The 13191-nt window shown below is 67.7% G+C and carries 9 protein-coding genes; 1 reads left to right on the forward strand and 8 read right to left on the reverse strand.

The window, feature by feature from the left end; all coding sequences use genetic code 11:
* Positions 1-26: 26 nt before the first annotated feature.
* The 5 genes from R2APBS1_RS17640 to R2APBS1_RS17660 form a co-directional block, all read right to left on the reverse strand.
* Entirely contained in the window at positions 27-2294 is a 2268-nt protein-coding gene (locus tag R2APBS1_RS17640; protein ID WP_015448956.1) for a TonB-dependent receptor, read from the reverse strand.
* Positions 2295-2485: 191 nt separating this feature from the next.
* Entirely contained in the window at positions 2486-3595 is a 1110-nt protein-coding gene (locus tag R2APBS1_RS17645) for a glycerophosphodiester phosphodiesterase (RefSeq protein WP_015448957.1), read from the reverse strand.
* An 85-nt stretch (positions 3596-3680) separates the two neighbouring features.
* Positions 3681-5438 (reverse strand): alkaline phosphatase family protein, encoded by a 1758-nt coding sequence (locus R2APBS1_RS17650; protein ID WP_015448958.1) that lies wholly within the window; start codon positions 5436-5438, stop codon positions 3681-3683.
* Between the two features lie 58 nt (positions 5439-5496).
* Positions 5497-5760 (reverse strand): hypothetical protein, encoded by a 264-nt coding sequence (locus R2APBS1_RS17655; protein WP_015448959.1) that lies wholly within the window; start codon positions 5758-5760, stop codon positions 5497-5499.
* Positions 5761-5906: 146 nt separating this feature from the next.
* Complete coding sequence (locus R2APBS1_RS17660; protein WP_015448960.1) at positions 5907-7616, reverse strand: sulfatase-like hydrolase/transferase; 1710 nt, start codon at positions 7614-7616, stop codon at positions 5907-5909.
* A 368-nt stretch (positions 7617-7984) separates the two neighbouring features.
* On the opposite strand from R2APBS1_RS17660, the gene R2APBS1_RS17665 reads away from it, so the two are divergent.
* Entirely contained in the window at positions 7985-10015 is a 2031-nt protein-coding gene (locus tag R2APBS1_RS17665) for a bifunctional 2',3'-cyclic-nucleotide 2'-phosphodiesterase/3'-nucleotidase (protein WP_015448961.1), read from the forward strand.
* Between the two features lie 118 nt (positions 10016-10133).
* Here the strand turns inward: R2APBS1_RS17665 and R2APBS1_RS17670 are convergent, their stop codons facing one another.
* From R2APBS1_RS17670 to R2APBS1_RS17680, 3 genes are all read right to left on the reverse strand, one after another.
* Entirely contained in the window at positions 10134-10835 is a 702-nt protein-coding gene (locus tag R2APBS1_RS17670) for an adenylate/guanylate cyclase domain-containing protein (protein ID WP_015448962.1), read from the reverse strand.
* Positions 10836-10837: 2 nt separating this feature from the next.
* Positions 10838-11857 (reverse strand): TIR domain-containing protein, encoded by a 1020-nt coding sequence (locus R2APBS1_RS17675; RefSeq protein ID WP_236126973.1) that lies wholly within the window; start codon positions 11855-11857, stop codon positions 10838-10840.
* 439 nt (positions 11858-12296) lie between these two features.
* A complete protein-coding gene (locus R2APBS1_RS17680; protein ID WP_015448965.1) occupies positions 12297-13190 on the reverse strand; it encodes a UbiA prenyltransferase family protein in 894 nt (297 codons plus the stop codon).
* Between the last annotated feature and the right edge of the window lies 1 nt (position 13191).

The raw sequence follows: 13191 nt of genomic DNA on the forward strand, positions 1-13191 counted from the left end.
ACGCCCGGCGCATCACCGGCGGGCGCTCAGAAGCGCACGGTGGCGGTCAGCATCGCCGCGCGCGGCGCACCGACCTGCAGGGTGGCGAACTCGCCGGTCGGATCGGCTGCGGTGAAGCCGTTGGAGCCGATCGTGCCGTAGTAGTGCTTGCCGGCGAGGTTGGTGACGTTGAGCGCCAGCTTCAGGTCCTCGGCCACGCCGAGCTTGCCGAAGTCGTACGCGGCGGCGGCGTTGAACAGCCAGTACGACGGCACCGCGGCGTCGTTGACGTAGGTGTAGTAGCGCTTGCCGGTGTAGTTGGCGGACAGGCGCAGGTCCCACGCGCCCGGCGTCCAGGCGATCTCCGAGGAGAACAGCTGCTTCGGGCTGTCGACCACGGTCTTGCCCTTCGTCGCCACCACGGTGGTGCCGTTGAGGTAGTCGCTGTCGTAGCGCGAGCGGTTGTACGACAGCGCGTTGTACCAGCGCAGGTCGCTGGCCGGCTTCAGGATGAAGGTCAGCTCGGCGCCGCGGCTGGTCACCGAACCGACGTTGGCGTACGCCGACGGACAACCCTGGATGCCGGACGAGCACTGCTGGATCGCCAGCAGGCGGTGGTCGAACTTAACGTCGTACAGCGCCAGCGAACCTTCGAACAGCTCCTCGGCATGGCGCCAGCCGGCCTCGACGGTGCGCGACTGCTCCGGCTTCAGCTTGCCGCTGATCAGGTCGAACGCGGCCTGGGTGGTGGCGAACGGCCCGCTCACGCCGGCCTGGAACGCGGCGATGTTCTGCGCATAGGAGGCGAACAGCTCATCCTGCCCGCCCAGCTTGTAGCTGGCGCCGAACTGGGGCAGCAGCGACTTGTCCGCGGTCAGCTCGCCGTTGGCGTAGCTGCCCACCACGGCGTGCGTGCGGGTGCGCGTCTGCGGGCTCTTGACGCCCACGTCGACGTGCAGCCTGCCGTCGAGCAGGGTGATGCTGTCCTGCAGGTACAGCTGGTGCGTCTCGGTCTCGTAGCGCTGGTAGAACTTGCGGATGTCCGGGTTGTGCAGGAAGTACTGGTCGTCCACCGGGCCGGCGATGAAATAGAAGTTGCGCTGCACCGTGTGGTGGCTGTTCTCGTACCAGAAGCCGCCCTCGAGGTGGTGGATGCCGATGTCCCAGCCCAGCGAGGCGATCGCGCCCCAGCGGTCGATGCCGTACTCGGTGGTGCGGATCGAGATCGGCGTCTCCTGCGGCGTGCCCGGGAACGAGGCCTGGTACGGCGTGAACCAGTGACCCTGGCCGCGGTTGCTGTGGTAGTAGCCGGTGGCCTTCAGGCGCACGCCCTCGGCCAGGCCGAAGTCGCCGAACAGGCCGGCCAGGCTGTCGTCGCGCAGGCCGCGGCCGGCGTAGTACGCGTCGTCCGGGTTGTTGACGCCGCCGCTGTAGATGCCCTTCGCCGCGTTCACCGCACGCGTCCAGTCCGGCGCGTAGTTGTCCCAGTTCCAGCCCAGCCGCCGCTGCATGTCCAGCGACAGGTCCTGGTAGTCGGTCTCGTTGCGGCTGGAGGTGTTCAGCAGCGCGGCCAGGTGGTTGTCGCCGAAGTCGTACACCGCCTTGCCGTTGAACTGCTGCTGCTTCTGCGCGCCGTCGCCCTTCCACTTGTCGCTGTCCGCATAGGCGCCGGAGAGGTACATGGCGAAGCCCTGGTGGTCACCGGTGTCCAGCCGCGCGTAGGTGCGCAGCGCGCTGTCGCTGCCCACGCTCTGCGCCAGCGTCACGCCGTAGTTGCTCGCCGGGTCGGCCGAGTAGAACTGCACGGTGCCGCCGAGGTTGCCGGTGGAGGCGGTGCCCAGCGCGCCGATGCCGGCGGCCAGCTCGGCGCCGCCGAGGTTCTCGGCGATCAGCGCGCGGCTGATGTGCAGGCCGTTGTTGTTGCCGTAGCTCATGTCGCCCAGCGGGATGCCGTCCAGCGTGAAGCCGAGCCGGGTCTGGTTGAAGCCGCGCAGGCTGATGCGGGTGGACCACTCGTAGTTGCCGAACGCATCGGCCGATTCGAAATGCACGCCCGGCAGCTTCGCCAGCAGCTTCAGCGGGCTGGAGCCCGGCGGCAGCAGCTTCACGTCCTGCACGGTGATGCGCTGCACCTGGCGGGTCTCGCCCTGCCCGATCACCGACACCGACTCCAGCGTGCGGGCGGTGTCGGCGGTGGGCGCCGGCGTTGCCGGCGCGTCGTTGTCGGCCGGCGCAGCCAGCGCCGTGCCATGCAGCACGGCGAACAGCGTCACGGCCAGGGCGGTCCTGCGGAAGGAGATCTTGTCGACGGACATGCGCGTGCATCCTTAGCGCAGCCTCCCGCGTCACGGGAAGCTACGACATCTAATGTGTGGAAGAGGAGTACGGCCGCCCCCAGCGACCGTGCGCACCAGCATGGCGGTGCTTTGTGTAGGTGGCCTTACAGCCGCATGTCATCTTCCGGATGGACGTCCATGCGGTCGCCGCGATGGCGGCGACGCCGCGCTCAGCGCCGGTCCAGCGCCTTGCGTCCGATCGCCGGATCGTCGGTGAAGAACGCGTCGATGCCGGCGTCGAGGTAGGCGCGGATCTCGGCGATCGAGCCCGCCTCGTTGAAGGTCTTCGGGTCGCTGCCCTGGCGGAAGTTCTTCGCCTGGAACTGGTTTTCCGGGCGGAACGTGTAGGGATGCACTTCCAGCTTCGCCGCGTGCGCGTCGCGCACCAGCGGGGTCGGCCGGCCGAGCGTGCCGTCGCCGGCCAGCGGGATGATTGCGCGGATGTTCGGGCCGATCGCGTCGGCGTAGCCGGCGATCTCGCGCAGGCCGGCCGGCGTCGTCATCCCGCCGTAGGTCAGCCGGCCGCCGGCGGCGGCCACGTCGTACGGTTGCTGGTCGGCGTCGTCGATCAGCTGCAGCAGGCGGATGTTGCGGTGGTCGCGGCCGAGCTTGCCGCGCAGGTATTTGAGGTTGGCGATCTCGAACGACTGGATCTCCACCGGCGCCGTGCGCGTGTACGCGTGCGCGGCGAGGATCGCCAGCACGCGGTCCTCCATCGGCAGGCCGGCCTTCTGGAAATACGTGCCGTGCTTGATTTCGGGAATGATGCCGATCATCCGCCCCTGCGTGGCCGACTCGGCGGCGACGAAGTCGATGATCTCGTCCAGCGTGGGAATCTGGAACTGGCCGTCATACGCGGTGCCGCGCAACTCCGGCAGGCGTTCGCGCGCGCGCAACGTCTTCAGTTCGGCGAGGGTGAAGTCCTCGGTGAACCAGCCGGTGACCGGCTGGCCGTCGATGGTCTTGGTGGTCTCGCGCCCGGCGAATTCCGGATGCCGGGCGACATCGGTGGTGCCGCCGATCTCGTTTTCATGGCGTGCCACCGGCACGCCGTCCCGCGTCATCACCAGGTCGGGCTCGATGAAGTCGGCGCCGTCGGCGATCGCCTTGCCGTAGGAGGCCAGCGTGTGCTCCGGCCGCAGCGCGCTGGCGCCGCGGTGGCCGATCACCAGCACCCTGGCGGCCAGCGGCGGCTCGGTTCCCGTGGCGTTTGACATGCCGGCGAATCCGATCAGGAGGACGGCCAAGCATAGGCGTTTCGGCAGCGAAGGTTGCGGCATGCGTGCGGCTCCGGTGGATCGGCGTGGTGCCGGCCCGGCGACGCGGGCGAGGCACCGACTCTGCCGGCCGCATGTGTAACGGTCTTTACAGCGGCGTGGCGGCCACGCCGGCGCCGAGCTTCCGCCACTGCTGCCAGTCCGGCCGGTCCACCGGCACGCCGTCGGCGTTGCAGCTGCCGAGCCGGCACAGCTCGGCGCGCAGCCGCGGCGTGTGCTGCACCATCACGTGGAAGATCACGTTCTGCTCCAGCTCGCCGTGGAACGCGGCGGCGCCGGGGCCGGTGGCGAAGATCGCCACGTCCTCGCCGCCGTGCGTCTCGGCCTTCAGCGGCACGGTCGCTTCCTGCATGTAGTCGGGGTCGGTGGTGTCGACCCGGCGCAGGTCGGGGCGGCCCTTGCCGATCGCGTCGTACTCGCGCGGGTTGTGCGGGTAGCGCTTGCTGCCCTCCGGCTGCCGTTCGCTGGCGCCGGTGTTGCCCGGACCGTTGGCGAAGCCGAGCGTGGTGTACGGCAGGCCGGTGGCGTCGCGCGCCATGCCCGGCGCGCTTTCGTCGTCGTAGCTGTCGGTGTGACCCACGACCTTGCCCAGGATCGGGTTGCCGCGGCGCGGATAGCCGGCGAAGGTCATGGTGTGGCTGTGGTCGGCGGTGACCACGATCAGCGTCTCGGCCGGGTCGGTGTGCTGCAGCGCGGCCTGCACCGCGTCGGCGAAGGCGATCGTCTCGTCCAGCGCGCGATACGCGTTGCCGGCGTGCAGCGCGTGGTCGATGCGGCCGCCCTCGACCATCAGGAAGAAGCCGTTCGGGTTGCGTTTCAGCACTTCGATCGCACTGGCCGTCATCTCGGCCAGGCTGGGCTCGCCGGCCTTGTCGTGCGCGCGCTCGTGCTCGTAGTTCATGTGCGAGGGCTCGAACAGGCCGAGCAGGCGCGGCGTGCGCGCAAGGTCCAGCGCCTTCAGCTGCGCCGCGTTCCACACGTACTTGCCGTCGGGATGCCGGGACGTCCATTCGCCGATCAGGTCGCGGCCGTCGAGGCGCTGGCCCACGCTGGTCGGGTATTCCGGGTCGTCCGCACCGGCCGGCATGAATTCGGTGCGGCCGCCGCCCATCGCCACGGTGAGGCCGCCGGCGACCGGGAAGTCGATCAGCTGCGCGGCGAAATCCTTGCAACCGGCGGCCTTCGCCGCCTCGCTCAGGTCGGCGTCCACCTCCCAGTTGCGCTCGGGCAGGTGGCCGTAGGTGGCGGCCGGGGTGGCGTGGGTGATCCGCGTGGTGGTGACCGCGCCGGTGGCCATGCCGGCCGAGGCCGCCAGCTCCAGCGCGGTGACCAGTTCCTGGCCGCGGCTGCCGGCGCAGTCCTGCCGCTTCGGCACCTGCGACACACCGATGTAGCCGGCGCGGGTCTTCACCCCGGTCATGATCGCGGTCATGGTGCCGGCCGAATCGGGCGTCTGCTGGTCGGTCTCGTAGGTGCGGCTCAGCGCGCTGAACGGAAACTTCTCGAAGCTCAGCCGGTAGCTCTCGCCGTCCGTGCCGGCGCGCTCGCCGGCCAGCACGTGCGCGGCGGCGATGGTGGGAATGCTCATGCCGTCGCCGAGGAACACGATCACGTTCTTCGCACGCTGGCCGTCGACGTGCGCCTGCGCGGAAGCCAGCGCGGCCTGCGCCGCGCCGCTGCGGAACCACCACGACGCCGTCTCGCCCTGCGGCCGCTGGATCGCCGGCACCGCGATCGCGGCCGTCGACGCCGACGGCGCGGACCACGGCTGGCTGGCGCAGGCGCCGAGCAGGGACAGGCAGCTGCCCAGCAGGGCCGGGCGGAGGCGGGACAGGGAACGGGGCATGCGGATCTTCTTCATGGGGCGTCGCGTGAACAGCCACGCGAATCGCCCGCGATCCTAATCATGGCATGCGAACTTTCCGTGGCACCGGCATAACCGGGGCCGACGCGCCAGCGGCGCCGTACATCCTGCGATACGCCTCGCCCAGTTGCGCCTGCGCCCCGCCGTCCCGGTGCGCCTGCTCGAACACCTCGTTGATCTGCCGCTCGGCCGCGTGGAGCTGGCGCAGGAAGCTCCGGGTGCCGTCCGACAGGCTGCTCTCGGCCATCCGCCGTTCCAGGACCGGGTCGGACGTTTCACCGGATTTTGGCTTGCGCTTGCTCATGCCGGATTGCAAGCAAGACGCCTGCCAGCGTTGTCCGACGCCCGCGGCACGCAGTCCATGGCCGCCGCGACGGCCTGCCCCGCTGCCCGACCGCGACGCAAACTGCCGCTGCCGGTCGCCCGTGACAGGGGCGCGTCGCCGCCCCTTCACTGGTAGACGTGCAGCCGCCCGATCGTCCACGCGTGGTAGGACGCCAGCAGGCCGGGCACCGCGCAGTCGTCGTAGCGGCCGTCGCAGCGCTCACGCAGTCCGGTCGACGCGGCGAAGTACGCGTCGGTCGGCACGCCGGCGGCCTCGAGCACCATGCTGGGCAGGAACGCGATGTCGAGCAGCGGGTACTGCGGCAGCGGCGGCCCGGCGAAGTTGCTCTTCAGCATGTAATAGGTGAGGTAGTCGCGGTACGGCTGCAGCGCGGGCGGCAGCCGCCGCGGCAGGTTGCGGATCAGGCCGTTGAAGGAAGGCTGGTGGTCGCCGAAGTGCAGCAGCACGGTCGGCTGCGGACGGTCGAGGAAGGCATGCTCCAGGGCGTGCATCGCCGTATCCGAGGCGTGCAGGCGCGCCAGGTAGGCGTCGAAGTTCAGCGCCGCATCGCGTGACAGCCCGCGCAGCAGGTTGCGGTAGGGCTTGGGCAGCGTCGCCATCGGCTGGTGGTCGTGCGGGCCGTGCTGGTTCAGCGTCAGGATCATCAGGAACACCGGCTGCCCCGGTTTCTTCAGTTTGTCGTAGAGGCGCCCGGCCGCCGCGAACATCTGCGCATCGCTCTCTTCCCATTCCTCCAGGCCCAGCTCGTCGGCGCCGTACAGGTGGTCGAAGCCGTAGGCCTGATAGGCGTTGCGGCCGTTGATGAAGTCGGCGCTGGTCGGGTAGACGCCGATGGTGAGGTAGCCGAGCCGGCGCAGCTGCAGCGCCAGCGCGTCGCGCACGTTCGGCGCCAGCACGTACGGCGCGTACATGCCGCCGGGACCGAAGATGTCCTGCGGCATGCCGGTCAGCGCGGCGAACTCGCTGACCCAGGTCCCGCCGCCGAAGGTGTGCACGCGCAGCATGCCGTGCGCGCGGGTGCGCGCGTCGGGGCGGAACATCGCGACCCGGCACGCCGGCACGTTGCAGGCGTCGTAGATCGACGGGTCGAAGGTGCTTTCCTCCAGCACCTGCACGATGTCCGGATACGGCGACGTGCTGCCGGGCGCACCCTGCGCGGTGGCGCCCCAGTCCTGCTCGGCCACCGCATCGTCGGCCATCGCCGGCAGTTCCACGTCGGCGTCATGCAGGTTGACGAAGAAGTTGGTCAGCTGTGCGTCGTCGGACATCTTCTGCCACGCGTTGCGCGAGTGCACCCGCGCGAACGGCCCGCTGGGCAGCATGCACAGCCACAGCGCCAGTGCGCACGACGCGACGCCGCCGAGGCGCACGCCGGCGACGCGCCGCGACCGCAGCCGCTCCAGCACGCGCCAGTCCCAGCGCCACACCAGATACAGCAGCGGCGGCAGCAGCACGCCCAGGCCGATCCCCACCGTGTACAGGTGCGGATAATGGCGCAACGTGTCGAGCAGGCTGCTGCGCACGTAGTAGATGAAGTCCGACGGCATCAGCTGCGAGTCGAGGTAGCGCAGCTTCAGCACCGCCACCGACTTCAGCAGCAGGAACAGCCCGCCGCCGACCAGCAGCGCCGTGGCGAACCGGCCGAACGCGAACAGCAGCATGCCGGACGTGCACAGCATCAGCCCCGCGATGAAGCCGCGCTGCAGCGGCTGCGGTTCCTGCCAGGCGGTGAGCGCGACACAACCGGCGAAGAAAGCCAGCGCGCACAGCACCACCGTACCTGCCCGCGTGGGGCGCAACGACATTCGACGCATGGCTGGAAAGTCCCCCCGTAGGACCGGTGTCACCGGAATGCCATCTTACGGTCTTGCCGCGGCAACGAAACGGCGCCGCGGGCAGGCCGTTCCACTGGCGTTGGGCTTGGCGCGGCGGATGGGGCGAAGGCCGCCCCCGGCGGCGACGAGCAAGCATCCGGTCACCCCGATCTGCTAGCTTTCGCGATCTGAGAGGTTGTGGCTTTTTCAACCTCTCAGACCGGCCACGAATGGCCGGACATGAAGCAGTCACGCCAGTGACTGGTTCATGTGAGCGAGTCCGGGCGGTACCGGACTCGCGACAGAAGACAGCCACAGGAAGTGGTTTCCTTCTCAAGCCCCCAACCCGCACGTCCCACGGAACCGCCATGTCGCTTCGCCTGACCCCGTTCGCCGCCCCGCTGCTGCTCGCCCTCGGCGCCGCCCTGCTCGCCGCCTGCTCCAGCCTGCCCTGGGCCGCCGGCAAGACGCCCGACGGCGCGCGCGCGAGCGTGGCGATCCTGGAAACCACCGACGTGCACGCGAACGTGCTCAGCTACGACTACTACAAGCTGAAGCCGGACCCCTCGCTCGGCTACGAGCGCACCGCCACGCTGATCCGCCGCGCCCGCGCCGAGTTCCCGAACACCTTCCTGTTCGACAGCGGCGACACCATCCAGGGCAGCGTGCTGGCGGACTACCAGGCACTGGTGAAACCGGTGACCTGCGCGCAGGAGCTGGCCGTCTACCAGGCGATGGACGCGATGGGCTACGACGGCGGCACCGCCGGCAACCACGAGTTCAACTACGGCCTGCGCTTCCTGTCGCAGGTCACCGGCACCCCGATGAACGTGGACGGCGGCCACAGCGAGCGCTGCGCCGGCCCGCACTTCCCGCTGGTGCTGGCGAACGTCTACAGCGCGCGCGACGGCAAGCCGATCTTCCAGCCGTGGACGATGGTGACCAGGCGGATCGAGGCGTACACGGCCGACGGCAGCAAGCTCAGCGTGCCGCTGAAGGTCGGCATCATCGGCTTCACCCCGCCGCCGATCATGGCCTGGGACAAGCAGAACCTGGAAGGCAAGGTCACCGTCAGCGGCGTGGTCGAGGCCGCGCAGAAGTACCTGCCGGAACTCGAGGCGCAGCATCCCGACCTGATCGTGGCGATCCTGCACGGCGGCCTGAATACCGCGCCGTACACCCCGGACATGGAAAACGCCGGCTGGCACCTGGCCGGCGTGCCCGGCATCGACGCGCTGCTGCTCGGCCACTCGCACGCCGAGTTCCCCGGCCCGCGCTACGCCGGCCTGAAGGAGGTCGACGCCCAGCGCGGCCTGGTGCGCGGCGTGCCCGCGGTGATGGCGGACTTCTTCGGCAAGGACCTGGGCGTGATCCGGCTGGTGCTGGATCGCAAGAACGGCCGCTGGGTGGTTGACCGCGAGGAAAGCCACAGCGAGGTGCGGCGCATCTGCGGAAAACCGGGCGGCCCGAACAAGTCGGGTCTGCAAGCTGTCGAGTGCGTGCCGACCGACCCGGCGATCGCGCCGCTAGTGCAGCAGGCGCACGAGGCCGCGATCGCCTACGTCAACACGCCGATCGGCGAAAGCGCGCTGCGCCTGAGCAGCCACTTCGCCGACGAGGGCAACATGACCGCGCTGGCGCCGGTCAACGCGGCCCAGGCCGACTACGTGCGCCACGAACTGCCGCGCTCGCACCCCGAACTGGCCGGCGTGCCGGTGCTGTCCGCCGCCGCCGCGTTCCGCACCGGCTTCGGCGGCCCCGACGACTACACCGACGTCGCACCCGGCCCGCTCACCCTGCGCAGCGCCGCCGACCTGTACTTCTACCCGAACACGCTGGCCGCGGTGAAGACCGACGGCGCCGGCCTGAAGGCCTGGCTGGAGAAATCCGCCGAACGCTTCAACCGGATCGACCCGGCGAAGGCCGGCGAACAGGCGCTGATCAACAGCCGCTACACCGGCTACAACTTCGACCAGATCCAGGGTGGCATCCGCTACGTCATCGACGTCTCGAAGCCGGCCGGCCAGCGCATCACCACGCTGACCTTCCAGGGCAAACCGGTCGAGCCGGGCCAGCCGTTCATCGTGGTCACCAACAACTACCGCGCCAGCGGCGGCGGCCACTTCCCCGGCCTCGACGGCGGCAACATCGTGCTGGCCGCCCCCGATGGCACCCGCGAGATCCTGGCGAAATGGCTGGAGAGCAAGAAGCGGATCGGCGCGCTGGACCTCGAACCGACCTCATGGCGGTTCGCGCCGCTGAAGACCCGCGGCCCGGTGGTGTTCACCGACGCCAGCGGCAAACAGGACGTGGCGCGCGAGGCCGGCCTCGACAACATCCGCCAACTGAAGGACCACGGCGACGGCACGGCGACCTACGCGATCGACCTGTCGCGTTGAGAGGTGGCATAAGTGAGGAATGGCGACGTCCGCTTTCGACCCGAAGCGGACATTCATCAAATATCCGCTGATCGCCCTCATCGGGCGTCCAGCCGATGCGGTTGAGCATTTTCGGAAGCTATATGGCCCAATGCCATGTTGATCCGTGAATGATGCGGTCGCCATGCTTAGACCAGCGGTAGCGCTTCCACATTAACTGCTTCGGATCACCGCCAAATTTCGCTTCATCGTGAAGACGTGCAAATGCTTCATCCGTGATCCAAGTCCGCTCCGCCAAATTCAGGTCGGTGAGTTTCGCAGCATAGTTCGCCGCACGCCCTACCCATACGATGTCATTGCCGCCACGAACGCCCGTACGTGCAGCCCGGATGGGGCTGGTGTCAATCCCTACTACCTGCTTCACCTCACCACCCCATTCAGGGTATTGCTGCTTCAGCGCAGGATTGACGATCTTCTGGACTGCATAGTTGATCTTCAAAGCCGCAATCGCGGCGGGTGTAGTTTGGCGGCTCCCTACCCAAATCCCCATGACGCGATCGCCATCATAAGATGTGATCTTGCCACCTTCTGCTCTAATGATGGTCGCCGCGCAATGTAGGAAGGCCTTGTAGACTTCTGCGCTAAGCTGCCAGTTTTCCGTGTCGACCATGTTCGTCGATCCTTGAAGGTCTGCGTAGAGAACGGTCGCTAGATCGAATTCGACGGCATCATTGCCGAGCCTTAGGTCCTCGGGGTCGGGAACGACTTGACCTTGTCGCTTGTTCCAGGCGCTCCGCGCAATGGTCTGCACGGCTTCCTTCATGTCATCCAATAGCGACATCGTTAATCTCTCGGACCAGCTTCCAGGATTCGTGCCCGGATCTGTTCGCAGGCGGGTGCCAGAAAGGCACGGGCGTCGGGGCCTTTGACGTAGCGATACGGCACAGTGGTCAACCCCGCCAAATCGCTCGGTAGCTTTAACTTATCCTCGCGCGGCTCCATCAGAAAGGCGCGCTTGCGGCCTAAGAAACCAATGAACATGCCCAATTCAAAGACTACGTTGTCGCGCATCGCTGGCCATTCGTCGCTGCGGCTAATTACCATGTCGTCAGCATGCGCTACAGCAATGGCGAAATCAGCCTGTTCCAACTGGCGCTCGAGTTCTTCTAGAGTGTAGTTCGAAGCTCGAAAAACCCCCTGATCCCAAACCACGGTTAGGAAGGGATCGTGTTCGAAGTGCTGAACAAGCAGACGCGTTACGGGCAAGGCCTCAACGGACGACATCACGAATACCCGCACTTGCTCTCGCGCATGGGCGATCATTGAGTTGCGCTCTAAGAGCCGCCGCGACAGCGTTGCGGCCATGCGTCTCCAGATCACAGGGTTCGCATCGGCGAATTTGATGAAGTCGCTGTCAGAGATTTTCAGGAGAACGCACGATTCCCGTGCGGTGATAGTCGCCGAGCGGAGCTGTGCCGGTTCGATGACAGCCATCTCGCCCACATGATCTCCGACCCTGCGAGTATTGACCATCTTGCCGTTGACGATGACGTTTACCGACCCTGCGACAATGAAAAACACATCAGTCTGTGAATCATTTTGGGTAATAAACGACTCGCCCGCTGCAACTTCCAAGAGCTCACCTACCTCGGCGAGGCACGCGGGGACTCCGGCCAATCCCGCCAAGAGGCGGAATTCGGACAACGCCTCGATCAGCCGTTTACCGCCCTCAGCGGCAAATCGTTCTACCAGCCGTGTTCCCACGGTCGCCCCCTTTGAAAGCGTGATGTGCACCCAAATATACGCCGAAAGTATGCCTATCTCGGAACCGGCCGGCGCAGCGCAAAGGGCGCTGCGGCCCACTCTGGCTCAACAACACGTACTGCTCCTCACGAAGGTCTGCTGTTGGCCGATAGCCAGCCGTCTTAGCAGCACCATGCCACTCTCCCAATTGAACGTTTGGCGTCTCGGCTCTTCCGCTCTCGCAACCGCGCAGCGGTTGCGCACCGAGTGCGGGCCGGAACCGCCCGCCGCCCTTTCCTTCGCCGGTGGGCGCCTGAAGAACCAGAGCTTTCGTACACTTGCGGCGCACGAAAGCTCTTCGCTTCGAACTACCAACCAGAGCGATCAAGAGTATCGCCCGCGAGCGGGCTCCTACAACGAGATCCCGAGGTGGTTGCCGCAGGCAGACGAAAGCTCTCGGCGACACCTGGGCACGTGGGCACGTGGGAAGAACGAGCTCCCAGCCTTGGGCGGCCACCACCAGCCTACCGCCTGAATCGGCAAGAGCACCGCAGGTGCCCTACCGGATCAGCACCAACACCGTGACGATCGCCAGCAGCGCCAGCGGATACAGGCTGGCGCGGTCGAACAGGCGCGCGGCCTGGCGGCCGTCCAGCGTGCGCGCGAGCCCTATCGCCGGCGGCAGCAGCAGGCCGGCGCCGGCGGCGAGGATGGCGAACTGGAACGGCCAGCCGCCCGCCAGCGGCGACAGGCGCGGCAGCAGTGCGCTGGCCAGCACGGTCAGGCCCAGGCTGATCGCCACCAGCACGCTGGCGGTGCGCAGGCCAAGGACCAGCGGAATGGTGCGCGCGCCGATGCGACGGTCTTCCTCGATGTCGTTCCAGTCGGCCGGGATGTTCTGCCCGCCGATTTCCCACAGCATCAGCCAGACCAGCATCCCCAGCAGCCCCGACCACGGCGGCGCGGGGATCACCGCGAACACGGCGGCGACCGGGCCGGCCGACTTGACCAGGCCGCTGACCACGGTGCGCCACCAGGTGACCTTCAGCAGCTTGACGTAGAGCACCTCCAGCGCCGCCGCGGCGAATACGATGAGCAGGATCTTCGGGTTCAGCAGCCAGGTGCCGAGCACGGCCAGCGCGAACCAGCAGCCGAACCACGCCAGCGCGCCCTTCATGCTGATCAGGTTCTGCGCCAGCGGGTAGCGCATGGCGGACGCCTCCACCGCGTAGCCGGGGGTGATCCCGCCGGCGACCTTTTCCTGGTCGTCCTTCACCCCGATCAGGTCGTTCAGCGCGTAGATGGCCGTATAGCCGGCCAGCGCCGTCGCCAGGCACAGCGCCAGTATCCGCCACGACGGGAAATGCCCCAGCCACAGCAGCGCGACGAAGCCGGGCATGGCGATGTCGAGCACGCCGTGGACGGAACGCGACAAGGCTAGGAAACGTCGCATG

Origin of the sequence: Rhodanobacter denitrificans, assembly GCF_000230695.2 — a bacterium.
Classification (GTDB): Bacteria; Pseudomonadota; Gammaproteobacteria; order Xanthomonadales; family Rhodanobacteraceae; genus Rhodanobacter; species Rhodanobacter denitrificans.